The 23688-nt window shown below is 68.5% G+C and carries 19 protein-coding genes and 1 tRNA gene; 2 read left to right on the top strand and 18 right to left on the bottom strand.

Annotated elements, in window-relative coordinates; translation table 11 throughout:
* Window positions 1–9 precede the first annotated feature (9 nt).
* From feoB to yedE, 4 genes are all read right to left on the bottom strand, one after another.
* The gene (gene feoB / locus VXJ25_RS01015) at window positions 10–2415 is read right to left on the bottom strand and encodes a ferrous iron transport protein B (protein WP_330957343.1); all 2406 of its coding nucleotides are present in this window, start codon (window positions 2413–2415) and stop codon (window positions 10–12) included.
* A 356-nt stretch (window positions 2416–2771) separates the two neighbouring features.
* Complete coding sequence (locus VXJ25_RS01010) at window positions 2772–3026, bottom strand: DUF3343 domain-containing protein (protein WP_330957342.1); 255 nt, start codon at window positions 3024–3026, stop codon at window positions 2772–2774.
* Window positions 3027–3028: 2 nt separating this feature from the next.
* A complete protein-coding gene (locus VXJ25_RS01005; protein WP_330957341.1) occupies window positions 3029–3235 on the bottom strand; it encodes a sulfurtransferase TusA family protein in 207 nt (68 codons plus the stop codon).
* Between the two features lie 58 nt (window positions 3236–3293).
* Window positions 3294–4388: a YedE family putative selenium transporter gene (gene yedE, locus VXJ25_RS01000; protein ID WP_330957340.1), complete on the bottom strand. Its 1095-nt coding sequence runs from the start codon at window positions 4386–4388 to the stop codon at window positions 3294–3296.
* Window positions 4389–4642: 254 nt separating this feature from the next.
* Here yedE and VXJ25_RS00995 point away from each other — a divergent pair, with 254 nt between their 5' ends.
* Complete coding sequence (locus VXJ25_RS00995; protein ID WP_330957339.1) at window positions 4643–5797, top strand: aminotransferase class V-fold PLP-dependent enzyme; 1155 nt, start codon at window positions 4643–4645, stop codon at window positions 5795–5797.
* A 140-nt stretch (window positions 5798–5937) separates the two neighbouring features.
* Here VXJ25_RS00995 and VXJ25_RS00990 read toward each other — a convergent pair whose 3' ends face one another.
* The 14 genes from VXJ25_RS00990 to VXJ25_RS00925 all read right to left on the bottom strand — a co-directional run bounded on the left by VXJ25_RS00990 (window position 5938) and on the right by VXJ25_RS00925 (window position 21919).
* Complete coding sequence (locus VXJ25_RS00990) at window positions 5938–6645, bottom strand: ABC transporter ATP-binding protein (protein ID WP_330957338.1); 708 nt, start codon at window positions 6643–6645, stop codon at window positions 5938–5940.
* Complete coding sequence (locus VXJ25_RS00985; RefSeq protein ID WP_407941890.1) at window positions 6645–7532, bottom strand: ABC transporter ATP-binding protein; 888 nt, start codon at window positions 7530–7532, stop codon at window positions 6645–6647. Before VXJ25_RS00985 ends, VXJ25_RS00990 begins: the two co-directional genes overlap by 1 nt.
* On the bottom strand, window positions 7525–8667 hold the full coding sequence (locus tag VXJ25_RS00980; protein WP_330957337.1) for a branched-chain amino acid ABC transporter permease: 1143 nt from the start codon (window positions 8665–8667) through the stop codon (window positions 7525–7527). The genes VXJ25_RS00985 and VXJ25_RS00980 overlap by 8 nt, the downstream gene beginning before the upstream one ends.
* Before the next feature lie 10 nt (window positions 8668–8677).
* Complete coding sequence (locus tag VXJ25_RS00975; protein WP_330957526.1) at window positions 8678–9553, bottom strand: branched-chain amino acid ABC transporter permease; 876 nt, start codon at window positions 9551–9553, stop codon at window positions 8678–8680.
* 175 nt (window positions 9554–9728) lie between these two features.
* Complete coding sequence (locus VXJ25_RS00970; protein WP_330957336.1) at window positions 9729–10919, bottom strand: ABC transporter substrate-binding protein; 1191 nt, start codon at window positions 10917–10919, stop codon at window positions 9729–9731.
* A 227-nt stretch (window positions 10920–11146) separates the two neighbouring features.
* Window positions 11147–11650 carry a VanZ family protein gene (locus VXJ25_RS00965; RefSeq protein WP_330957335.1) on the bottom strand — a complete coding sequence of 168 codons (504 nt, stop codon included), beginning with the start codon at window positions 11648–11650 and terminating at the stop codon, window positions 11147–11149.
* 3 nt (window positions 11651–11653) lie between these two features.
* Window positions 11654–13231, bottom strand: coding sequence for a hypothetical protein (locus VXJ25_RS00960; protein ID WP_330957334.1), 1578 nt, complete (start codon window positions 13229–13231; stop codon window positions 11654–11656).
* Window positions 13232–13453: 222 nt separating this feature from the next.
* Window positions 13454–15436 (bottom strand): transcription termination factor Rho, encoded by a 1983-nt coding sequence (rho, locus tag VXJ25_RS00955; protein ID WP_330957333.1) that lies wholly within the window; start codon window positions 15434–15436, stop codon window positions 13454–13456.
* A 290-nt stretch (window positions 15437–15726) separates the two neighbouring features.
* Window positions 15727–16404: a MarR family transcriptional regulator gene (locus VXJ25_RS00950; protein ID WP_330957332.1), complete on the bottom strand. Its 678-nt coding sequence runs from the start codon at window positions 16402–16404 to the stop codon at window positions 15727–15729.
* Window positions 16405–16828: 424 nt separating this feature from the next.
* Complete coding sequence (gene argS, locus VXJ25_RS00945) at window positions 16829–18673, bottom strand: arginine--tRNA ligase (RefSeq protein WP_330957331.1); 1845 nt, start codon at window positions 18671–18673, stop codon at window positions 16829–16831.
* Window positions 18674–18755: 82 nt separating this feature from the next.
* A complete protein-coding gene (locus VXJ25_RS00940) occupies window positions 18756–20243 on the bottom strand; it encodes a nicotinate phosphoribosyltransferase (protein ID WP_330957330.1) in 1488 nt (495 codons plus the stop codon).
* Window positions 20244–20346: 103 nt separating this feature from the next.
* A complete protein-coding gene (locus VXJ25_RS00935) occupies window positions 20347–20736 on the bottom strand; it encodes a hypothetical protein (RefSeq protein ID WP_330957329.1) in 390 nt (129 codons plus the stop codon).
* A gap of 37 nt (window positions 20737–20773) precedes the next feature.
* Window positions 20774–21751, bottom strand: a complete 978-nt coding sequence (locus VXJ25_RS00930; RefSeq protein ID WP_330957328.1) for a radical SAM protein — start codon at window positions 21749–21751, stop codon at window positions 20774–20776.
* 92 nt (window positions 21752–21843) lie between these two features.
* Window positions 21844–21919 (bottom strand) — tRNA-Ala (locus tag VXJ25_RS00925).
* A gap of 451 nt (window positions 21920–22370) precedes the next feature.
* Here VXJ25_RS00925 and VXJ25_RS00920 point away from each other — a divergent pair.
* Window positions 22371–23558: a glycosyltransferase family 4 protein gene (locus tag VXJ25_RS00920; protein WP_330957327.1), complete on the top strand. Its 1188-nt coding sequence runs from the start codon at window positions 22371–22373 to the stop codon at window positions 23556–23558.
* The last annotated feature ends 130 nt before the right edge of the window (window positions 23559–23688 follow it).

Genomic DNA, 23688 nt, shown 5'->3' with positions numbered 1-23688 from the left:
GTGGACGGCCTAGGCGAATCCGAGGGCAAGGCCGACGAGGCGCACCAGGAAGGCCACGACCCACGCGGTCACGCACTGGAACACGACCGTCGCCATGGCCCACCTGCCCCCGAGCTCGCGCTTGATCGCCGCGATGGCCGCGATGCAGGGCGTGTAGAGCAGGCAGAAGACGAGCAGCGAGACCACGGAGAGCGGCGTCAGGGTGGCCACGAGCTCGGCCGTGGAGCCGAAGAGCACCGAGACCGTCGAGACCACGACCTCCTTCGCCATGAAGCCGCAGATGAGGGCCGTGGTGATGCGCCAGTCCGCGAAGCCGAGCGGCGCGAAGACGGGGCTCACGACGGTCGCGACGGAGGCGAGCATGGACTGGCTCGCGTCGTCCACCATCTCGAGGCCGGGGCTGAAGGTCTGAAGCAGCCAGATCACCACGGCCGCGAAGAACACGACGGTGAAGGCCCTGCTGAGGAAGTCCCTCGTCTTGTCCCAGATCAGGTGCACGACGCTCCTGGCGCTCGGCATGCGGTAGTTGGGCAGCTCCATCACGAAGGGCACGGCCTCCCCCTTGGCCACGGTCTTGTGGGTAACGAAGCCGGTGAGGACGCCCACGAGGATGCCGAGCAGGTAGAGGCAGACCATCACGAGTCCGGCGTGGTCCGGGAAGAACGCGGCCGAGAAGTACGCGTAGATGGTCAGCTTGGTCGAGCAGCTCATGAAGGGCGTCAGCATGATGGTGAGCTTGCGGTCGCGCTCCGAGGGCAGGGTGCGCGCCGACATGACGGCCGGCACCGTGCAGCCGAAGCCGACGAGCATGGGCACGATCGAGCGCCCCGAGAGGCCGATCTTGCGCAGGAGCTTGTCCATCACGAAGGCGACGCGCGCCATGTAGCCCGTGTCCTCGAGCAGCGACAGGAAGAAGAACATCGTCACGATGATCGGGCAGATGGGCAGCACGGTCCCGACCGCGTTGAAGACGCCGTCGATCACGAGCGAGTGGAGGACGGGGTTGGCGCCCGCCTGTGTCAGCGCGGAGTCGGCGGCGGCCGTGAGCGCGTCCACGCCCGCGGCCACCGCGTCCTCGAGGAACTTGCCGACGACGTTGAAGGTGAGGAGGAATACCGTGCCCATGATGAGGACGAAGAGCGGGATGGCGGTCCACTTGCCGGTGAGCAGCCGGTCGACCCTCTGGCTGCGCTCGCGCTCGCGGCTCTCGCGCGGCTTGGTGACGCAGCTCGCGACCACCCGCTCGATGAACGAGTAGCGCATGTCGGCGATCGCGGCGGCGCGGTCGAGCCCGCGTTCGGCCTCCATCTGGCGCACGATGTGGCCCACGGCCTCCAGCTCGTTGTCGTCGAGGGCGAGCCGCTCGATCACGTGCTCGTCGCCCTCGATGAGCTTGGTCGCCGCGAAGCGGATGGGGACGTGGGCGCGCTCGGCGTGGTCCTGGATCAGGTGCATGACGGCGTGGATGCAGCGGTGCACCGCGCCTCCGTGGTCGGCCTCGCTACAGAAGTCCTGGATGCCCGGGCGCTCCTGGTAGCGCGCGACGTGGAGGGCGTGGCGCACGAGCTCGTCGACGCCCTCCCCCTTGACCGCCGAGATGGGCACCACCGGGATGCCGAGCAGGTCCTCCATGCGGTTGACGTCGACCGAGCCCCCGTTGCCCTGCATCTCGTCCATCATGTTGAGCGCGAGGACCATGGGGACGTCGAGCTCCATCAGCTGCATCGTGAGGTAGAGGTTGCGCTCGATGTTGGTGGCGTCCACGATGTCGATGATTCCACGCGGGTTCTCGTCGAGGATGAACTCACGCGAGACGAGCTCCTCGGAGCTGTAGGGCGAGAGCGAGTAGATGCCGGGCAGGTCGCACACGTCGGTGTCGGGGTGTCCCCTGATGACGCCCTCCTTGCGGTCGACCGTCACGCCCGGGAAGTTGCCCACGTGCTGGTTGGATCCCGTGAGCTGGTTGAAGAGGGTGGTCTTGCCGCAGTTCTGGTTCCCGGCGAGCGCGAAGGTGAGGGTGGTGCCCTCCGGCACGGGATGGGAGTGATCGCTGGTGCGCTCGTCCACCTCACGGCGCTCGCTCTCCTCGCCCAGACCGGGGTGGCGCCCCGTGACGACCCGCGCGCCCGCATCGGTTGCGACAGGTGCGGCCTGGGTCTCGGAGACGCGCCCGGGGCGCGCGACCTTCTCGACCTCGATCTTGCGGGCGTCGGCCACGCGCAGCGAGAGCTGGTAGCCATGGAGCGAGAACTCCATGGGGTCGCCCATGGGCGCGTACTTCTCGAGCGCTATCGTGGCCCCGGGGATGACGCCCATGTCCAGGAAGTGCTGGCGCAGGGCCCCCTCGCCCCCGACGCGCACGATCCGCGCGCCCTCCCCTATCTCGAGCTGGCTCAGGTCCAAGGTGTCCGACATCTCGCTCCCCTCACGGCGCAGGACCCGCCCGCTCGGCGCCCCCCAGCGCCGAGGGACGGTCCGTCCTGCGCCCGCGTTCCTTCTGGTGCCCTCCAAGATACACGCAAAGCTACTTGAAAGTTAGCCAAGTGCAGAGGTTTCGAAAGCAGACCACCAGGGGCGACCGACGTCCATCGGGGATTGGCACGAGGGGAAACTGACGCCCTGTTGGCACACGCCCCATTGAGACCCCAACGTAACGCCATGGCTCCTCATGATGCCCAGGCTGCGCAAGGATGGGCCCGCCGGACGAGCGGTCGTCCGACGGGTCCCTGTCGTGCCCTTAGTACGCCGGCCTCCCGGCGTAGCCCCAGGCGCTACCCCTCGTGCTCCCAGACGGTCACGTAGCGGCCGTCCTCCTCCCTGGCGACGAGCTCGAGCTCGTCCAGGTGGACGCCTCCCGGGGGGAAGAGCTCGCTTGCGGGAGCCTCGTAGCGGACGCAGGTGCCGCAGCTGCTGCTCAGGGCACGCGGGACGGGCATGAGCCGCGCGTCCCAGCCAGCGGAGGCGCACTGCCGGCAGAAGCGCATGGCGCCGAAGTGCGACACGAAGGTGGCGGTCAGGGCGTCCATGCCTACTTCCTGATGGTCAGGCGCCAGCCGTCGTCGGTCTCGGCGACGTCGACGGAGTAGCCCTGGTTGGTCGCGAAGCGGGTGACGTTCTCCTTGGGCGCGAAGTCGGAGACGAGAACCTCGAGCTCCGTCGCGCCGTCGCGCAGGGCGTTACGGGTGAGCACCACGGGCTCGGGGCAGGACAGCCCGCGGGCGTCTACGGTCTTCATTCTTGCATCCTCCTCTATAGAAGCGTGCGGCCCTAGGGGCCCTTGCGTGCCGTCGGCACTACTTGGCCGCGGCCCTGCCGCCGAAGGTGTTGGCACAGGCGATCGCGAGCACCACGACGATGCCGATGACGACGGCGACCATGCCGTTGGCCGTCGGGCCCGTCCCGCTCGAGGCGAGGCCGAAGTTGTGGCAGAAGGCGGCGCCGGCGGCGAGGCCGAGGATGGTCACGGCGCTGTCGGAGTTGCCCTCGCCGGAAAGGACGGTCTGGCGCAGCGGGCAGCCGCCGAGCAGGACGCAGGCGAAGCCGAGCAGGAAGGTGCCGAGCGTGTTCCACAGGCCGTCGGTGTGCGCGATGGGCTGCTCCGCGAAGCCGAGCTTGAAGAAGGCGTGGCCGGTGGCCGCGGTCAGCACGAGGTTGGTGACCAGGGCCGCGGCGAAGACGGCGACGAAGCCGAGCAGGAGCTTGTTCTCGCGGAAGAGAACGAGGTCGCGGATGCCGCCGACCATGCACATACGGGTCCTCTGCGCGATCGCGCCGACGACGAGCCCGGCGCCGAGGCTCAGGACGAGGGCGGCGTGCATGGCGCCGGGGCCCTTGCCGGCCTCGGTGAAGTGAATGAAGTCGGGCGCGACGACGAGCAGGACGAGCAGGACGATGGCGACGACGGGCATGAAGGAGCCCTCGAGCGCGGAGAGCTTGTGGGTGCGGGAGAGGCTGTAGCCCCTGTTCAGGAAGAACACGCCCGCAAGGATGCCGAGGACGAAGCCCACCAGGCCGAAGACGGCGTTGAGGTCGCCGCCGGCGAGACGCAGCACCATGCGGAAGGGGCACCCGAGGAACATGAGGGCGCCGACCATGGCGAAGAAGCCGAGCACGAAGCGCGTGATGGGGGCGCTGCCGCCGCGGGGCGAGAACTCCTTGAAGGCGAGGGCCATGATCGTGCTGCCGAGGATCAGGCCTATGATCTCCGGGCGGATGTACTGGACGGCCGCCGCCGAGTCGAGGCCGAGGGCGCCCACCGTGTCGCGGATGAAGCAGGCTATGCAGAAGCCCATGTTGCCGGGGTTCCCCAGGAAGACCAGAAGTGACGCGATGACGCCTATGACGGCGCCCCCGCAGATGATCGCCACTCTCTCCTTGCCTTGGTTCATGGCACTCCCTTCCAGAGTAGATGTCACGAGCTTGAGGTTCTTATCCTCGAGGCTCCACTAACTCTCCGCATTATGCTCTGAGATTTCAGAATTATTAAATATTGGGAATGGTAATCGCGACTTTTGCCATCGGCATCGCCTGCGGCCCCGCTCGGGGATTGGCGGCGCGCCCGCGGGCCCGGGGCAGGGACAGTTGGTGCAGGGCGGGCCCGGGCGGGCCCTCCCAAGGGGCCCTCCGACGAAGGGAGCACGAGATGTCCCGCTACCTCGACAACTGCAGCACGTCCTTCCCGAAGCCCCCCTGCGTGGCCGAGGCGCTCTACGAGTACATGACCGAGGTGGGCTCCAACGTTGGGCGCGGGCGCTACCAGGACGCCTACAGCGTGGAGGAGAAGGTCATGAGGTGCCGCGAGCGCTTCGCCGACCTCTTCGGTGCACCGGACGCGAGCGGCGTCGCCTTCACGAAGAACGTAACCGAGGCCCTGAACGTCCTCCTCAAGGGCTACCTGCGTCCGGGCGACCACGTGATCGTGAGCTCCATGGAGCACAACGCCGTCATGCGCCCCCTCGTCCAGCTCGAGGAGAGGGGCGTCACCTTCACTCGCGCGCGCTGCACCGACGAGGGCGACCTCGTGCTCGAGTCGCTCGAGGACTGCCTCAGGCCCAGCACCCGGGCCGTGGTGATGACGCACGCGAGCAACGTGTGCGGCACCGTCCTGCCCATCCGCGAGGTGGGCGCCTTCTGCCGCGCGCACGGGCTCCCCCTCTTCCTGGACAGCGCCCAGAGCGCGGGCGTCCTCCCCATCGACATGGCGCGCGACAACGTGGCCGCCGTGTGTTTTACGGGCCACAAGGGTCTCATGGGGCCGCAGGGCACGGGCGGCCTCGTCACGGACCCCGAGCTCGCCCGCTCCCTGGAGCCGCTTGTGGCGGGCGGCACCGGGAGCCGCAGCGACAGCGAGCAAATGCCGGACTTCCTCCCCGACCACCTCGAGGCGGGCACCCTGAACCTTCCGGGCATCGTCGGCCTGGAGAGCGCCCTCGCCTGGATCGACGAGGTGGGCGTCGACGCCATCCACGCGCGCGAGTCCGCGCTCACCGCGAGCCTACTCGACGGGCTCTCCGAGCTCGAGGCGGTCGGGGTCCTGCGCGTCGTGGGGCACCGCGGGACCGAGGGGCGCCTCTCCGCCGTCTCCGTGCAGACGCCCGGGCGCGACGAGGCGGAGGTCGCCGACGGGCTCTCGCGCGAGTACGGCATCATGACCCGCGTCGGCCTGCACTGCGCGCCCTCGGCCCACAAGACGCTCGGCACCTTCCCCGAGGGCACGATCCGCCTGTCGCTCGGCTACTTCAACACCGCAAACGACGTCGACGCCGCCGTCACGGCCCTCGAGGAGCTCCTGGACTAGCGCGAAGGTCCTTCGGGCCGCCGCAGGCGCCATCGCGGCCCCGACAGGGATGCTCGGCACGAGAGGGGCGGGGCCCGGCGCGAGCGCGCCGGGCCCCGCCCCATCGAAGCGAGGAGAATCGTCGTTGCCGTGGGCCCCGGCTATCCGCCGAGGTAGGCCTTGCGGACGTCGTCGTCGTGCAGGAGGTCCTGGCCAGTGCCGGTCTTCACGATCCTGCCGGTCTCGAGCACGTAGCCGCGGTTGGCGATCGAAAGCGCCATCGACGCGTTCTGCTCGACCAGGAGGATCGTCGTGCCGTGCTCGTTGAGCTGCTTGATGATGTCGAAGATCTCCTCGACCAGGATGGGCGCGAGGCCCATGGAGGGCTCGTCGAGCATGAGCAGCTTGGGGCGGCTCATGAGGGCGCGACCCATCGCGAGCATCTGCTGCTCGCCGCCGGAGAGGGTGCCTGCGACCTGGCCGGCGCGCTCCCTCAGGCGGGGGAAGTGCTCGTAGACGACCTCGAGCTCCTCCTCGTTCTCCTGGGCCGTGTGCAGGTAGCCGCCCATGTCGAGGTTCTCGTCGACCGTCATCTGCGCGAAGACGCGCCTGCCCTCGGGGCAGAGGGCTATGCCCCTGTCCACGATCTGGTGGGCCTTGATGCCCACGATGGACTGGCCGTCGAACTCGATCTGACCGGACTCGGGCTTGATGAGGCCCGCGATCGTGTTCATGGTCGAGGACTTGCCGGCGCCGTTGGCGCCGATCATGGTCACGATCTCCCCCTCGTTGACCTCGAAGGAGATGCCCTTGACCGCCTTGATCGCCCCGTAGGAGACGTGCAGGTCGCTGACGCTGAGAAGAGCCATCACTTCACCCCCTGCTTGCCCAAGTAGGCCTCGATGACCCGCGGGTCGTTCTGGATGTCCTCGGGCGACCCCTTGGCGATGATCTTGCCGTAGTCGAGCACGCCGACCACCTCGCAGATGCCCATGACGAGGTTCATGTCGTGCTCTATGAGCAAAATGGCGATGTGGAGGTCGTCGCGGATCTTGCGGATGTTGTCCATGAGCTCTTCGGTCTCGTTGGGGTTCATGCCCGCGGCGGGCTCGTCGAGCAGGAGCACCTTGGGATGCGTGGCCAGCGCGCGCAGGATCTCGAGGCGCCTCTGCGCGCCGTACGGGAGGTTGCCCGCCCGTTCGTCCGAGAGCCCTTGCATGTCGAAGATGCCGAGAAGCTCCTGGGCCTTCTCGTGGAACTCGGCCTCCTGCCTCCAGTGGCCCGGGAGGCGGAAGATGTCGGTCACGAGGTGCGAGCTCATCGAGTTGGTGAAGCCGACGAGGACGTTCTCCTCCACCGTCATCTGCGAGAAGAGCCGGATGTTCTGGAAGGTGCGCGCGATGCCCATCTTGTTGACCTGCACCACGCTCTTGCCCGCCGTGTCGTAGCCGTCGATCAAGACGGTGCCGCGCGTGGGCTGGTAGACGTTGGTCAACAGGTTGAAGATGGTGGTCTTGCCCGCGCCGTTGGGGCCGATCAGGCCGGCGATCTCGGTGGGACCCATGGCGATGTTGAAGTCGTCCACGGCGGTGAGGCCGCCGAAGTCGATGCCGAGGTGCTGGGCCTGCAGGACCGGCATCTTGCCCATGTCGCGCTCGGTGACGAGGTTGGGCTCCTCGACCTGCACCAGGACGGGCCTGCGACGCTTCTCGGGCTCGGGGGCGACGTCCGCCCGCTTGCTGGTCTCGTTAGGCATTCTCCTGCACCTCCTTGGCAGCCCTCTTCTTCCAGGGGTAGTCGTGGTTCATGACGCGCTCGATGACGCGGGAGAGCGAGAAGTCGTAGGTGCCGAGCAGGCCCTGCGGACGGAAGATCATCACGAGGATCAAGACGATGGCGTAGACGACCATGCGGTAGTCGGAGAAGGCGCGCAGCGCCTCGGGCAGGATCGTGAGGACCGTCGCGGAGAGGACTGAGCCGAGCATCGAGCCCATGCCGCCGAGGACGACCATGACCAGGATCTCGATCGACTTCATGAAGCCGAACTTGGAGGGCGCCATGACGCCGATGCAGCCCGCGTACAGGCCGCCGGCGACGCCGGCCCAGAAGGCGGAGACCACGAAGGCCATCGTCTTGTAGTAGGTGGTGTTGACGCCGGAGGCCTCGGCCGCAATCTCGTTGTCGCGGATGGCGAGAATGGCGCGGCCGTGGCGCGACTTCATCATGGTGTGGATGAGGAAGAGCGCGATGGCAACCACGACGAACGTGTTGAGGAAGTTGGTGTAGCCGGGGATGCCCGTCAGGCCCTTGGCGCCGCCGGTGAGCTCGAAGCCGAGCACGCCGTCGATGTTGAGCATCACGACGCGGATGATCTCGGCGAAGCCGAGGGTGATGATGGCGAGGTAGTCGCCCTTGAGGCGCAGGGCGGGGATACCGATGATGAGGCCGGCCAAGGCCGAGCAGGCGCCGCCGAAGAGCAGGCCGAGCGCCACGAGCAGCACGACCTCGGGACCACCCGCGGAGATGGTGCGCGAGGTGAGGCCGAACACCGGGGCCATCTTCATGATGAAGAGGGCGCAGGAGTAGCCGCCGACGCTCATGAAACCGGCGTGCCCGAGGGGAAGCTGGCCGAGGTAGCCGGTGGCGATGTTGAGCGAGACCGCCATGATGATGTAGACGCCGACCTGCTCGAGGACGGTGGACTGGTAGCGGTTGATCGCCCCGCCGTCGATCATGAGCTCGCCGACCACGAGGAAGAGCAGGACCAGGCCGGCGTTGATCGCGTAGCGCACCGGCATGGAGAGCGTCTTGCGCTCGTGATCACCCTTGTCGCGCCTGGAGGCGGAGGTGGTGATGTAGGGCTTCTTCTCAGCGTTCATGTCTTCTTCCATGGTCAGCCTCCTAGACCTTCTCGTTCATCGTGCGGCCGAGGATGCCCGTGGGCCTGAAGATGAGGACGACGATGAGCAGGAGATAGACGACGGCGTCCTTCCACACGGGGAAGCCCAGGGCGGAGACGAGGACCTCGGCCATGCCGACGAGCAGGCCGCCGATGACGGCGCCGGGGATCGACCCGATGCCGCCGAGGACGGCCGCCACGAACGCCTTCGTACCGAGCATGATGCCCATCGTCGGCGTCGCCTGCGTGTAGGCCATCGAGTAGAGCACGGCGCCGATGCCGGCGAGCGCGGAGCCCACGGCGAAGGTGAAGGAGATGGTGTTGTTGACGTTGATGCCCATGAGGCGGGCGGCGCCCATGTCCTCGGAGACCGCGCGCATGGCCTTGCCGAGCTTGGTCTTCTGGACGAGCAGGTTGAGCACGATCGTCGAGACCGCCGTCACCGCGATGGTGAGGATGGCGGTGAAGTAGAGCGTGACGTCGCCGACCTGGATGGTCGTGATGTCCGTGAACGCGGGGACGACCTTGGCGTCGGCGCCGAAGACGAGCTGGGCGCCGTTCTCGAGGAAGTACGAGACGCCGATTGCGGTGATCAGGATCGAGAGCCTCGGGGCGTTGCGCAGGGGCGCGTAGGCCACCTTGTCGATCAGGACGCCGAGCAGGGTGCAGCCCGCCACAGCCAGGATCGCCGCCACTATGGGATGGAGCCCCAGCTGGGCCAGGGCGATCCAGGAGATGTAGGCGCCGACCATGATGATGTCGCCGTGGGCGAAGTTCAGGAGCAGGATGATGCCGTACACCATCGTGTACCCCAGGGCGATGAGCGCGTAGACGCTACCGAGCTGCAAGCCGTTCAGCAATTGCGCCAGCACAGTCACTGTGAACACTCCCTCCGATTTGGTACAGGGACCGACCGTTACGAGAAACGTGCCAGGCTTCGCACTGACTCCGAAGGTACCTGGCACGTGGAATTCTAAGAGAGGGGCGTCCGAGCCTCCCGGACGCCCCCGTACCTTCTTCGTGGAGAGTGGCCAGGGACTCGCCGTCCCGGCGCTAGGCCTCGATGGAGCCGAAGACCACCTCGTTGCCGTCCGCGTCGAAGGAGATGATCAGGGACGACTTCTCCGGGTCGCCCGTGCCGTTGAAGGAGATGTCGCCGGTGACGCCGGAGACCTTGTTGCCCGCGATGCCCGCGACGGCCTTGTCGACGAAGTCCTTGTCGTCGGGCTTGGCGCCGCCGTCGAGGGCGACCTTGATGCCCTCGGCCAGGACCATCGCCGCGTCGTAGCCGAGCGCGCAGAAGTTGGTCGGGGTCTCGTTGTACTTGGCCTCGTAGTCGGAGACGAACTTCTTGACCTTCTCGTCGTCGTTGTTGGCGATGAAGGAGCAGCAGTAGTAGCAGTTCTGCAGCTCGCTGGCGGTGGCGTAGCCGCCCGAGGCGATGTTGGACCAGCCGTCGACGCCGAAGACCGGGCCGGTGTAACCCTGCTGGCGAGCCTGGGAGATAATCTTGCCGTCGTCGGAGTAGTAGTTGGGCGAGAAGATCGCGTCGACCCCGGCGGAGATGATGGTGGTCAGCTGCGTCTTGAAGTCGACGTCGCCGGCGGAGTAGCCGAGCTGCAGGTTATCGGGGGTGGAGACGCCCTTGGCGGCGCACTCCTCGACGAAGGCCTTCTGGACGCCCGTGGAGTAGTCGTCGCCGGAGTTGTAGATGGAGCCGACGGTCTTCCAGCCCTGCTTCGCGGCGAAGTCCGCGATCAGCTTGCCCTGGAACGGGTCCGTGACGCAGGCGCGGAAGGTGTTGTCGCCGAAGGTGACGACGTCGGCCGCCGTGGCGGACGGGGTCACGCAGGGAATGCCGTCGTTGGCAGAGGCCTGGGCGACCGCGATGGTCGGCGTGGACGTGACGTCGCCGACGATGCCCACGACGCCCTCCTGGGACATCTTGTTGTAGGCGTTGACGGCCTCGGTGGCGTCGCCCTTCTCGTCCTGCTCGTTGAGCTCGACGGTGTAGTCGCCGATCTTCGGGTTCTGCTCGAAGTACAGGTCGGCGCCGTAGCGGCAGGCGAGGCCGTACTGGGCGACGTCGCCGGAGTAGGGGCCGAGGACGCCGATCTTGATGGTCTTGTCGCCGTTCGAGGAAGAGGACCCGCCGCAGCCGGCAAGAATGGAGGCACCACCCATTCCTGCAGCAGCGAGGCCTGAGAACTTGACGAAACTGCGCCTTGAGACGTTGCGAGCCATATGCACTTCCCCCTTCGTTGAAGTCCGTATTCGTATGCACTCCTGTGAAATGCAAGGCTTACTCTAGGCTCTCGCATTCGCGCGGCTGGCAAGCTTCCCTTCAAGTTATCTGGGACGTAACAAAGGGCCTCGCTACGGCTCGACTCACAAAAGCAGGCTTCCCGGTGGCCATCGTCGGAAAACTCTGCATATTGAGGTCCCCGTAACACATGAGAAATGTAATTGAACTAGGAGGAGCGCCCTCGGCGGCGCGCAGAGAGCCTCTCTGCGAGAATGCATACCCCAAGGCCCGTCAGCGCCCCCGCGAAGTCGATGGCGACGTCGCGCGGCGACGCGCTGCGCCCGGGCACGAAGAGCTGGATCGCCTCGTCGGCGGACGGTATGGCGAGCGCGGCCGCGAGCCAGGCCACGCGTCTGCCCGGCCCCTGCGCCTTTCGCAGCAGGAGGCCCAGGACGGCGTACTCGAGGAAGTGCGCCGACTTGCGTACGGCGAAGGTCACGACCGTACGGTCGCTCACGCCGAGGTGGGCGAAGAGGCCCTGCAGGAGGAGCGCCACGCGGTCGCTCTCGGCGGTGGAGGCGGGACCGGGCACGAGCGAGTGCCCCCAGATGAAGCAGGCCCAGGCGACGAGGAGGGCGGCCCAGACGGCACGGGAGCGCGCCCGAGCGTCGCGCGGCCTCGCTCCCCCGTCGCCCCGTAGGTGACGCGGGCCACTCGGCAGCCGGCCCAAGGCCTAGGCCATCCGCTTCTTGGGGTCGGTCTTGAGGTGCTTGGGCCTCTTGGCCTGGCGGCGCGCCTCGCCGAGGTCGCTCGTGCCGCCGTCGATGACGCGCAGGCCCGCGCGGCGGGTCCCGGCGCGGCGCTCCCGGGCGTTGCGCTCGATCTCCTCCTGTACGATGAGGTCGGCGTGGCGCACGGCGTCGAAGCCGTCGGACGCCCCCGGGAGGGGCGCGGCAGAGCCGGAGAGCACGTTGCCCGTGAGCATCTCCGCGGCGGCCTCTGGGACGACGAGCGCGTCGGCGTCGTCGGAGGTGCGCACGCTCATGTTGGGGAGGCTCTCGTCCATCGCGCTCAGCGCCTGCTCGAACAGGTCCCCCTCGGCGTCGGCCTTCGCCTGGCGCGGGGCGGGTGCCCCCACCTCCGGCACGCGGACGTCTGCGCGCCGGCGCTTCTCGGGGCGCGCCGGCGCCGGCACGCAGGCCGCCTGCCCCGTCGGGCTCGCCTTCCCGCGTGGCTGCGCCTCGCGCGCCTCGGGGGCGCCGAAGCCGGGCAGGCTCTGCGCCAGGGCCTGCGCGCGCTCGTGGCGGCGGGAGACGTCCTGGGTGGCAAGCCGGTCCGCAAGCGCGCGGTCGACCTCGAGCTCCGAGGTCTCGTCCACCGGGCGCATGCCGATGCGAGCGGAGTCCTCCGCCGACGTGGTCCCGAGGTGCGTGATGGTGCCGCTCAAGGTGTTCTCCCACCAGGCCGTCCCCACGTCGCCCACCGTGCCGTCGGCACGCTGGATGACGGGCAGGCCCTCCATGAAGAAGTTGTTGCCGATGCGCTCCGAGAGGAGCGAGCGCACGCCGCGCGCACGCCTCTGCGAGCGCTCCGCGTACGAGTTGGGGTTGGGCGCGCCCTGAGGCCGCGCGGCCTGGGCCGCCGGCGCACCGTCGACGCGCACCTGCTCCGGCGCGGCTGCTACGGCGTCTCGGGCGTCCTCTGCGGACGCAGCCCCCACGCCTGCGGACGCGCCGGCCGTCCGGGCGGCGGGGCGCGCGTCCCGCTCGAAGGTGGGGTCGTCGAGCCGCGGCAGCATGGCGTCAAGGCGCGCGGAGACGCCCGCCCGGCGCGGCGCCAGACCCGCGGCCCCCACGGGCTTCTCGCCCGCCAGGTCCGCGAGCGGCTCAAGGGCGGCTGGGGGCTCGGAGGCCACGGGCGCGGGGGTCCCGGCGGGGACCGGCGCCTCCTCCACCTGGGGCGACGGCGCCGGGCGGGCCGGCGCGGGCGAGGAGGCCACGGTGCCGTAGCCGAGCGACGCGAGGATGCTCCTCGCCTCGTCCGCCGAGATGCGGGCCTCCAGCGCGGCGGCGCGCACCTCCTCGAGCTCGGCCTCGGCGGACGCGCGCTCCTTGTGCACGACGTGGGCCGCGATCGCGCCCGTGACGGCGGCGCCTGCGAGGGTGCCCGCCGCCAGGTAGGCCCACGGGGACGCGAGCAGGTCGTCGATGGTGAGGGTCAGGGTCTGCGCCTGCGCGGTCTCGGGGAGGACGAGAAGGGCGCCCCCCACGAGTCCTGCGAAGATGGCAGGGCTTCTCCTAGCCTTGCTCATTGAGACACGCACCCCCCGCTCGAGACCGACGGTCCTGGAACTTCCGAAGCTTGTATGACAATACCACCCGCCCGCGGGGCGTCGCCGGACTTTGTTCCCATTTGGCCGCGAGGCGCCAGATTCGAGAAACACACCACAGAGCCAAGGGGCAGGGCGCGCCCCCGGGCCGCCGAGCCTGCCCGCCCGGGCGCCTGACCGTGCCGGCACCCGGGCGCGCCGGCCCTAGAGGTAGTCCACCTGCTGCGCCTTCTTGGCGGAGCGGATGAGGAACTCCTCGTTGTCCTTCGTCGCGCGCAGGCCCTTGACCAGGGCGGTCGCGGCGCGCTCGGTGTTGTTCATGTTCGCCAGCACCCTGCGAAGGCCCCAGATGAACGGCGTCAGCTGCGCGTCGAGGAGCAGCTCCTCGTTGCGGGTGCCCGACGCGACCGGGTCGATCGCGGGGAACACGCGCCTGTCGGCGAGGTCGCGGTCGAGCTTGAGCTCCATGTTGCCGGTGCCCTTGAACTCCTCGAAGATGACCTCGTCCATCTTGGAGCCGGTGTCCACGAGGGCGGAGGCCAGGATGGTGAGGGAGCCGCCGTTCTCGATGTTGCGGGCGGCGCCCAGGAACTTCTTCGGCGGGTAGAGCGCCGCGGAGTCGACGCCGCCGGACAGGATGCGGCCGCTGGCGGGGGCGGCGAGGTTGTAGGCGCGCGCCAGCCTCGTGATCGAGTCCAGCACGACCACCACGTCCTCCCCCATCTCGACGAGCCTCTTGGCGTGCTCGATGACCAGCTCGGAGACGGCCGTGTGGTTGGAGGCCGGCATGTCGAAGGTGGAGGCGACGACCTCGCCCCTGATCGAGCGCTCCATATCGGTCACCTCCTCGGGACGCTCGTCCACGAGCAGGCAGAAGAGGTGCACCTCGGGGTTGTTCGCGGCGATGGACTGACAGATGTTCTTGAGCACCGTCGTCTTGCCGGCCTTGGGCGGCGAGACGATCAGCCCGCGCTGCCCCTTGCCGATCGGGGCGACGAGGTCGATGGCGCGCCCGGTGATCGAGTCCTTGCCGTGCTCCATGACGAGTCGCTCGTTCGGGAAGATCGGGGTGAGGTCACGGAAGCGCGGGCGCGACCTGGCGAGCTCGGGGTCCTGGTCGTTGACCGCCTCGATGCGCCCGAGCGGCGGGAACTGCTTGTTGGACCTGCCGGGGCTCATGGTGCCCTTGACCTTGTCGCCCGTCCTGAGCCCGTACTGGCGGATGAGCTGCTGGTGGACGAAGGCGTCCTCGTCGCCCTGCATGTAGTTGCCGGTGCGCAGGAACCCGTAGCCCTCGCTCTGGATGTCGAGGATGCCTTCGACGGGGCGGAAGCCCTCCGCGATCGCGGCGGCCTCGTAGACGGCGTGGGTGAGCTCGGCCTTGCGCAGGCCGACGTACTCCACCTTGAGCTCGGCCGCCTTGCTCCTCAGCTCCGCGACCTTCATCTCCCCCAGGGCCTCCATGGTGAGGGTCGGCTCCGGGGCGCGCTCGGGCTGAGTGGGACGGCGGCTGTTGCGGCGGCGGCCGTTGCCGCCCTGCGTCTGCTGGGAGCCGCCCTGCGGCTGCTGGGCGTGCACGTTGCGGTTGCGGTTGCGGTCCCTCGTGTGGCGGCGGTGCCGGTTGTTGCGGCCCTGGTCGTCGTCGTGAGCGAAGGCCTGCTCGTCCCCGCGCGCCGCGTCGGCAGGCTCGGCGGACGCCTTGGCGCCCTCGTGCGCCGAACCCCTCGGCTCGGCGGTCTCGCCTCCCTTCGCCCTGCCGCCATCAGAGGAGGACACGCGCTCCGGGTCGGGCGCGGGTGCCGACGTTGCCTCCGCGCCTCCCTTGGCGGCGGGCGCCGCCTGCTCGCCCTCGTCCTTCTGCGCGGCCTTGCGCGGCCTGCCCCGACGGCGCGGCGCGGGGGCCTCGCCCTCCTCCCCCGCGGCGGCAGCGCCCTTGCGCGCGGCCCTGCGGCGCTGGGGGCGCGCCTCCGTCCCGCCGTCCTCGCCGGCCTTGGCGGCAGGTGCCGTGGCCTCGGCCGGACTGCCCGCGGCCCCGAGCGGCAGCGTCGGCTCCTCGCTCGCCTTGGCGCTGCGCCTGCGTCGCTTCGGCTTTGCCTCTCCGTCCGGCTTGGCGCCGGCGTCGGCCGCGGGGGCCGGCGCCGCGCCCGACTGGGGGTTCGGCTCGGAATGGGTGGTGTCTTCTGCCATGTACGTCTGCCTTTCTCGGCATGGTGCGCCGACGCACGCCACCCTCCCGGCGACGCAGCGGGCGCGTAACATCCATCAGACCTCCTGCCCCTCGGGACGAGGAAAGGTCTGTATCACGCGTTAGGAGCTGTATGGGAATCGCGAATGGGGCCAAGCGGAAACGACACGCCCGAGCCCCGTGGCAATGAACTCTTACGGTATGGTAGCACCACCGTCTGCCCCTTGGCGTGGCAAACATACATCACAGAATATGACCGGCCCCGAGGGGCCGGTCCGCTGGAACCCTACGCCTACTCCGCCACGTCGGGCTTCGGGTGACGCGACCGCCTGTGAACGACCAGCTGAGAGATCCTGTCCGCGACCGCGTTCGCGTGCTCGTAGCCCTCGTCCGTCAGGCGGACGCACAGCGAGCGCGCCGAATAGGGGTTGGACTTCTCGCGCGTCACCAGGCCCTCCTTCGCCAGCGCCGAGACGGACATGGAGACCGTCGGCTGGAGCAGCCCGAGCTTGTCCACGAGCCCCGTGACCGTGCTCGTACGGTCCTTGCTGCCGAGCAGGCCGAGCAGGACGAGGTCTCCCGCGGCGCAGTACAGCGAGCCCATCGCGTCGGCGTACTTGATGATGCGCTCGGGGTTGGTGCGCGCGAGCGACTGCCCCGACGCGATGCAGGCGCAGGTGCGCGCCGCGAGGTCGTGCACGTACTCGCTGCCCGCGGCAGAGATCGAGCACACGATGTTGCGGCGGTCGGTCGGGCCCTCGCCGCGCTCGATGAACCCGAGCTCGGCAAGGTGGTTGGTCCTGTGCGTCATCGTCGGGCGCAGGGCGCCCTGGTAGTCAGCGATGTCCGAGGTCTTTACCGGGACCTCCGACACCTCGAGGTGACATAGTATCGAGAACCCCTCGAACGTCAGGCGCCTCGACGGCTCCACGCTCTGCCGTACCAGGTTATATGCTCGTCGAATTGACATGAACTCTCGAAGTTCCACGAGCCCTCCCGTAGATGGAATGCTATCCACGACTCATTGGTGCGCTTCAACGTATGTTGTCGTCCAACATACTCCGGTGTCAGTGGATATATACTATAAGCTATCAGTGATTTACAAAGTGTACAATTTCGATTAACGGCGTCCTTCTGAGCGCTCTTCCGCAACGTTCGCGGGTCCTGGGCTCTTCCCATCCAATGTATTCCCAGCGTATTGGGTACATTACTTGTTCACAATATGCGCAGGGCCCCGGGATGAATTCGGGGCCCTGCGCATACCTTCATAAAAAGCACGCAATTCAAACTTCTATTTACGCTGCTCAGGAAATCTTAAGCTTACTGAATATATATATAATCAATGGTTACCTATTTGGCTGCATATCGGGGCGCCGCCCTGTCGGCGCGGCCCGCTACATCGCCGTCGGCGCGGACACGCCGATGAGCGACAGCGTGAGCGCCAGCACGGAGCGCACCGCGTCGCAGGCGGCGAGCCGGGCGCGGGAGAGCTCCGGCGAGAGGGGCCTCCCCTCGCTCGGAAGCACCTGGCAGCGCTGGTAGAAGCTGTGGAACTCCGCCGCGAGCTCCTCGGCGTAGTGCGTGAGCCTGAAGGGTGCGCGGTCGCGGGCGCAGGCGGCCACGAGCTCGGGGAACTCGGCGACCTTGCGCGAGAGCGCGAGCTCGGCGGGGTCGACGAGCAGCGAGAGGTCCACGTCCGCCCCCGTCGCTCTGCGGCCGACCTCAGCCATGCCCAGCTCGTCCGCCCTCGCCCTATCGAGGCCGGCGGCCCTCCTCAGGATCGAGCAGACCCTCGCGTGCGCGTACTGCACGTAGTAGACCGGGTTGTCGGCGCTCTGGCGCTTCACGGCCTCGATGTCGAAGTCGATCATCTGGTTGGAGCTCTTCGAGATGAGCGTGTAGCGGGTCGCGTCCACGCCGACCTCGTCCAGGAGCTCGTCGAAGGAGACCATGGTGCCCTTGCGCTTGCTCATGCGCACCGGCTTGCCGTTGCGCAGGAGGTTCACCAGCTGGCCGAGAAGGACCTCGAACCCGCCCTCGTAGCCGAGGGCGCGGCACGCCGAGTCGACGCGCTTCACATAGCCGTGGTGGTCGGCGCCCCAGATGTCGATCACGTGGTCGACGCGCTGGAACTTGTCGTAGTGGTAGGCGATGTCGGAGGCGAAGTAGGTGTACTCGCCGTTGGTCTTCACGAGCACGCGGTCCTTGTCGTCGCCGAAGTCGGTCGAGCGGAACCACAGGGCCCCGTCGTCGGTGCGGTAGAGGTAGCCCATGCGGTCGAGCTTCTCGAAGGCGCGGCCGACCGCATCCTTGCCGTCGGCGTCGCGCTCGTAGAGCGAGCGCTCGGAGAACCACACGTCGAAGTCGCAGCGGGCCTCGTGGCAGGTCTCCTTGATGGAGGCGAGCATCATCTGGTAGCCGCGCTCGCGGAACTCCAGCTCGCGCTCGCGCCCGTCCGCCGCGACCCAGCGGTCGCCGTCCGACTTGGCGAAGGCGAGGGCGAGGTCGATGATGTAGTCGCCGCCGTAGGAGTTCTCCCCGAGGCTTGCCATGAAGGCGTCCTGGTAGGGATGGGAGTCGGGGCGCTCGTCCGCCTCGTCGTCCACGTAGGCCCCACGGTCTGCGACGAGGGTGGCGTAGGCCTCGTCGAGGCTAGCCCCCCTCTCGGCCACCACCTGCCAGAGCTGCAGGTAGCGCTCGGCGACGGAGCTGCCGAAGACGTCCATCTGGCTGCCGTGGTCGTTGATGTAGTACTCGCGCTCGATCCGGTAGCCGGCGTGCTCCATCACCCGGCACAGGGAGTCGCCGAGGGCGGCCCAGCGGCCGTGGCCGATGTGCATGGGGCCGACGGGGTTGGCGGAGATGAACTCGACCTGGCACTTGAGGCCCGCGCCCTCGTTCGAGCGGCCGAAGTCCATGCCCTGCTCGCGCGCGAGGCGCAGCACCTCGTTGTTGCTCGCGGCGTTGAGGTAGAAGTTGACGAAGCCGGGACCTGCCACCTCGACCCTGCTCACCGCGTCGTCTGCGGCGAGGTGAGCCACGATCGCGGTCGCGATGTCGCGGGGGCTCCTGTGTGCGAGGCGGGCGGAGCGCATGGCGACCGTCGAGCTCCAGTCGCCGTTCGAGGTGTCCGCGGGACGCTCGAAGCCGAGGTCGGCCACCTCGAAGGGCGGCAGGTCGCCCGCCTCCTGCGCGGCCTTGAGGGCCTCTCGTACTAGCTTCTCGAGTTTCTCGGGCATGTCTCGGTGCTCCTTCTTCTCTTCTTCTGGGTGCTTCGTCGGGCCCTCGGAGGGGCCCCGGTCGGGCCTGGGCCCAGTGCTCCTAGAGCCTCGCCCTGCCGGACCCGGCGTGCTCGGCGCGCGCCAGCCTCTGCCTCAGGTCGGCGAGGCCGCGCTCCATCCCGACCGGGTAGGCCTGCGGGTTCAGGAAGCGCTTGTAGCTGGGGTCGAGGCGCATCAGCGACTCGCGGCAGCGCTCCTTGGCGACCTCGATCGAGTCTGGCTCCTTGGCGCGCGCGCCGTCGACGACGACGCACTCGAGCAGCTCGTGCGCCTCGAGGCCGCTCATGTCGTAGGTGGTGACCGGGTCCAGGATGTCCACGCTCAGGCTGTGGTCGCCCGTGTCGTAGGCGTCGTCCAAGATCATGTCTCCCGCGGGCGAGCCCGCGGGGTCGCAGAAGCGCAGGACGTGCTGGATGCCGGGGATGGTGCGCTTGTACATCTGCTCGGAGAGCTTGATGGTGGGGACCCACTCCCCCGAGCCCGCCGGCCTCATGGCCGAGAGCTTGTAGACCCCGCCGAGGGAGGGCTGGGGGTCGCAGGTCGCGAGCTTGGTGCCCACGCCGAACGAGTCGATCGGGGCGCCCTGCGCGAACAGCGACTGGATCGTGTACTCCTCGAGGTCGTTGGAGACAGAGATCTTGACGTAGGGCAGCCCCGCCTCGTCGAACGCCTTGCGGGTCTCCTTGGAGAGCCTGGCGAGGTCGCCGGAGTCGATGCGGATGGCGGCGAGGCGCTCGCCGGCGGCCTCCATCTCCTTGGCCACCGTGATGGCGTTCCTGATGCCCTGGTGCACGTCGTAGGTGTCGAGCAGCAGCACGCAGTTCTTGGGGCTCGACTTGGCGAAGGCGCGGAAGGCCTCGAGCTCGGAGGGGAAGGCCATGACCCAGCTGTGGGCGTGGGTGCCGAACACGGGGATGCCGTAGATCTTGCCCGCGAGCACGTTGGAGGTGCTGGAGGCGCCGGCGATGTAGGAGGCGCGGGCCACGGCGAGGCCGCCATCGGGGCCCTGGGCGCGCCTCAGGCCGAAGTCGGACACGGGGTGGCCCTGCGCGGCGTGCACGATGCGCGCGGTCTTCGTCGCCACGAGGGTCTGGAAGTTCACGAGGTTGAGAAGGGCCGTCTCGAGCAGCTGGCAGGCGATGATCGGGCCCTCCACGCGCACCATCGGCTCGCGCGGGAAGACGAGGTCGCCCTCGGGGACCGCGTGGATGGTGACGTCCATCCTGAAGGTGGAGAGGAAGTCGAGGAACTCGGGCTTGAACATGCGACCGCCGCCGGGCGCGTCGATGCCGGCGAGGTAGTCGATGTCCTCCCTCTCGAACACGAAGTTCTCGACGAGGTCGGCGATCTGGCCCATGCCGCAGGCCACCGCGTAGCCTCCGCCGAAGGGGTTCTCGCGGAAGAACACGTTGAAGCACGCACGGTCCTCCGCGAGGCCCGACTCCCAGAAGCCCTGGGCCATCGTCAGCTCGTAGAGGTCGGTGTTGAGTGAGACGTCGCTTGCCTTCGTCCGGTCAGTGAGAGACATCAGGGCTTCCTTCCGACTTCGCGCCTCGGCGCGGTGTGCGACAAACTCCCATAAGACTACCACTCAGCCGCAGCCGGGCCCGTACCCTGGCCGCGCCTCCTTGCTACTTGGGGCCGAAGACGGTCAGGAGCACGAAGACGAGGGCGACCAGGGCGATGCCCGCCAGGACGACCTTCTGCCCCAGGGGCATCCTGAGGTCGTCGTCGGGCTCCATGAGCCTGCGACCCCGCTCGCGGCGCTCGGCGTCGCGGGCCATGGCGGCCGCCTCCTCGCGCGATACCGGGCGCGGCGCCGGGCGCCGGGCCGCCGGCTCGGCCGCCCTCGGCTCCGCGTGCGGCTCCGTGCGGGCGCCGTCCCTCTCCGCACGGAGCCGCTCCAGCTCCTCGCGGTCCCTGCGGTCGCGCTCCTCCTGCTCGCGGCGCCTCTTCTCGGCGCGGAGCTCCTCGAGCTCGGCCCTCTCCTCGTCGCTCAGCGGCCTTGACTCCTCGGACATGCCCCCTCCTTCCCGGGCGAAAGCCCGGCGTCGAATCCTATCCGCGCGCGGGCGCGTCCGGCCCGCCGTCTGAGAGCTCGGGGCCGCGCACGCCCGTGGCGTCGAAGGCCGGCACGAAGCTCTCCGAGACCGTGCCGCCCTGCTGCCACCACAGGCGCTCGAAGCCGAGATCGTCGGCGTGGTCGAGCACCAGCTCGTACTCCTCGTCGGTCACCGCCCGCGAGAGGTCGCCGCCGGCGCGCCTGCAGCGGTCGTTGGGGGTGTACTGGTTCATGACGGAGAGGTCCACCTCGTTCCCGCACAGCTCCCACACCCGGTCGAGCACGGCGCAGGAGTCGTCCGCATGGCCGGGCAGCACGAGGTGGCGCACGATGATCCCGCGCCGCATGGCCCCCGAGCCGTCGAGCTCCTCGCCCCCTCCCTCCCTGAGGGAGGAGAGCATCTCGGCGAGCGCCGCGGTGGCGACCTCAGGGTAGTCGCGCGCCCGCGAGAGCTCGGCGGCGAGGTCGGCGGAGGCGTACTTGAAGTCCGTGAGCCAGACGTCGACGTAGGGCGCCATCGCGCGAACGACCTCGGGGCGCTCGTAGCCCGACGTGTTGCACACGATGGGCAGCGTGAGGCCGGCCTTCCGGGCGAGCCCGAGCGCCTCCACGACGTGCGGGGCGAAGTGCAGGGGCGTCACCAGGTTGACGTTCAGCGCGCCCTGCCCCTCGAGCTCGAGCATCATGCGGGCGAGCCGCGACGGGCTCACCTCGAGACCGAAGCCCTCCTGGGATATCTCGTGGTTCTGGCAGAAGACGCACCTCAGGGGGCAGCCCGAGAAGAAGATGGCGCCCGACCCCGCCTCCCCGGAGATGGGCGGCTCCTCCCAGAAGTGGAGGGCCGAGCGGGCGACGCGCAGACGTGCCGTGGCGCCGCACGCCCCCGCCTCCCCCGCGGCGCGCCCGGCGCCGCAGCGCCTCGGGCACAGCTCGCAGCGCTCGTAGGCGGCCTTGCTCAGATCCTGTGCGTCCATGGCCCCACCGTGGCTTCCTGCCGGCCCGCGGCTCGCCGCGGGCCCCTTACGAAAAAGGGCCCGGATGCCATCACCCGAGCCCCTCGAATTCATGGTGGAGATGAAGGGATTCGAACCCTCGGCCTCTGCCTTGCGAAGGCAGCGCTCTCCCAGCTGAGCTACATCCCCATGCTTTCGCGCAAGGAGTATTGTTGCAATTCTCGCCACGCCTGTCAACCACAACCGCAAAATGGTTTTCCGACGCCCACATCCGGCGCGACCGGCGGGGAAAGCCGCCCTCCTGCAGATGCGATAATGAACCCACCTATCCACAGGTGGGTGCCCTCGACGCCCGTTCCAGCTTCCTCAACAAGGAAGGATACCTGTACTGAGGACGAGATATGGGCTCCCAAGTAACGCTTGTCGGTTCACCCAGTTTGCCCCGCAGGAGGACGGCACCTCTAATATAGGTGCTCTCGCCCCCGATAACAGACTTGACTTCTCGGGGATGTTCGGAAGAATGAAATGAGTGCGGTTTTCGCCCCGAGCCGCTCCGTTCACGTCCCTTCACCGCGTTGGTCTCGCATACTCTTCTCTAGAGAGCTTGCCAGGGGTCCTGACGGTCAGGGAGGGTGAATAGATGCTGAGGTGGTGGCTCCCCTTCTTAGCGGTCTTCGCTGCCTCGTTCCTCGTGACGCTCGCCACGACGCCGCTCGCCCGGCGCATAGCCTGGAGGCTCCGCGCGGTGGACTACCCCGCCGCCCGTCGCGTCAACAAGCGCCCCGTCCCGCGCATGGGCGGCATCGCGATCGTCTGCGGCCTCGTCGCCGGGGAGCTCGTCCAGGCCCTCGGGGTGGCCTTCCTGGGATGGCCCCGCGTCTTCGTCCCCGTCGCCAGGCAGACGGTCAACTACTGGCTCCTCTTCCTCTCCTTCCTCGTGATCTTCCTGACGGGCCTCGTCGACGACAAGTTCACCCTCACGCCGAGGCAGAAGCTCTTGGGACAGGTCGTGGCCTCCGTCGTCGCGGTCGCGAGCGGCCTCGTGATCGACGAGATCGTGAACCCCCTGCAGAACTCCGTCATCCACCTGGGCCTCGCGGCCATGCCCATAACGGTGGTCTTCCTGGTCGCCTACACCAACATCTTCAACCTGATAGACGGCTTGGACGGCCTCGCCTCGGGCATCGCGTGCATCGCGGGCCTCACGATGTGGATCGTCTCCACCATCTCCGGCCGCCTGGACGCCGCCGTGCTCGCGATCATGATCTCCGGCACCACGCTGGCGTTTTTGCGCTACAACTTCCACCCCGCCTCGATCTTCCTCGGTGACTCCGGCGCCCTGCTCATCGGCTTCGCGCTCGGCACCGTCTCCCTGCTCTCCGTCTCGAGGGTCTCCGGCCTCACCGCGATCATCATCCCGCTCGTCGTCGCGGGCATCCCGATCATCGACACCTTCTCCGCTATCGTGCGCCGCGGGCGGGCGCACGTCTCGATCGGCCACGCGGACAAGGGCCACATACACCACCGCCTGATGAGCGTCGGCCTCGGGCAGCGCCAGACCGCCCTCGTCATCTACGCGTGGACCGCCGCCCTCTGCGTGGGCTCCGTTGTCATGACGCAGGTAGAGGTCTTCCCCCGCATCTGTATCTTCGTCGCCCTCGTCGTCGCCTCCGGCGCCTTCGCGAGTCGCCTCAGGCTCTTCCGGCCCGTCCTCCTGCACCACCGCGACCCCAAGACCGGCGAGGACGAGCTCGTGACCCCTCAGGACCCGGCCTTCGAGCAGGAGCGCGAGAAGTTCGACGAGCAGCACCACCAGCTCGGAGAGTAGCTCCGACTCCCGGGGTCCGGAGGGCGCCTTGCACCTGCGCCGTCCTTCTCCACACGGCACCTGTGCCAGAGCCTGCCACGCGTCGACGAAAAGAGGGGCACCCGCTCTCGCGGATGCCCCTCATCTCGAA

Origin of the sequence: Olsenella absiana (assembly GCF_036408855.1) — a bacterium.
Classification (GTDB): Bacteria; Actinomycetota; Coriobacteriia; order Coriobacteriales; family Atopobiaceae; genus Olsenella_K; species Olsenella_K absiana.
Note: the sequence above shows the minus strand (reverse complement) of the source record. Positions and strands in the feature narration are given on the sequence as shown.

Coding starts and splice junctions, on each gene's coding strand:
- VXJ25_RS00960 (WP_330957334.1), bottom strand. CDS start 13,231: ATGAGCAAGGCTAGGAGAAGCCCTGCCATCTTCGCAGGACTCGTGGGG.
- VXJ25_RS01010 (WP_330957342.1), bottom strand. CDS start 3,026: ATGGACGCCCTGACCGCCACCTTCGTGTCGCACTTCGGCGCCATGCGC.
- VXJ25_RS00920 (WP_330957327.1), top strand. CDS start 22,371: ATGCTGAGGTGGTGGCTCCCCTTCTTAGCGGTCTTCGCTGCCTCGTTC.
- VXJ25_RS00930 (WP_330957328.1), bottom strand. CDS start 21,751: ATGGACGCACAGGATCTGAGCAAGGCCGCCTACGAGCGCTGCGAGCTG.
- VXJ25_RS00950 (WP_330957332.1), bottom strand. CDS start 16,404: ATGTCAATTCGACGAGCATATAACCTGGTACGGCAGAGCGTGGAGCCG.
- VXJ25_RS00940 (WP_330957330.1), bottom strand. CDS start 20,243: ATGTCTCTCACTGACCGGACGAAGGCAAGCGACGTCTCACTCAACACC.
- VXJ25_RS00990 (WP_330957338.1), bottom strand. CDS start 6,645: ATGGCTCTTCTCAGCGTCAGCGACCTGCACGTCTCCTACGGGGCGATC.
- feoB (WP_330957343.1), bottom strand. CDS start 2,415: ATGTCGGACACCTTGGACCTGAGCCAGCTCGAGATAGGGGAGGGCGCG.
- VXJ25_RS00985 (WP_407941890.1), bottom strand. CDS start 7,532: ATGCCTAACGAGACCAGCAAGCGGGCGGACGTCGCCCCCGAGCCCGAG.
- argS (WP_330957331.1), bottom strand. CDS start 18,673: ATGCCCGAGAAACTCGAGAAGCTAGTACGAGAGGCCCTCAAGGCCGCG.
- VXJ25_RS01005 (WP_330957341.1), bottom strand. CDS start 3,235: ATGAAGACCGTAGACGCCCGCGGGCTGTCCTGCCCCGAGCCCGTGGTG.
- VXJ25_RS00995 (WP_330957339.1), top strand. CDS start 4,643: ATGTCCCGCTACCTCGACAACTGCAGCACGTCCTTCCCGAAGCCCCCC.
- VXJ25_RS00980 (WP_330957337.1), bottom strand. CDS start 8,667: ATGGAAGAAGACATGAACGCTGAGAAGAAGCCCTACATCACCACCTCC.
- VXJ25_RS00935 (WP_330957329.1), bottom strand. CDS start 20,736: ATGTCCGAGGAGTCAAGGCCGCTGAGCGACGAGGAGAGGGCCGAGCTC.
- yedE (WP_330957340.1), bottom strand. CDS start 4,388: ATGAACCAAGGCAAGGAGAGAGTGGCGATCATCTGCGGGGGCGCCGTC.
- rho (WP_330957333.1), bottom strand. CDS start 15,436: ATGGCAGAAGACACCACCCATTCCGAGCCGAACCCCCAGTCGGGCGCG.
- VXJ25_RS00970 (WP_330957336.1), bottom strand. CDS start 10,919: ATGGCTCGCAACGTCTCAAGGCGCAGTTTCGTCAAGTTCTCAGGCCTC.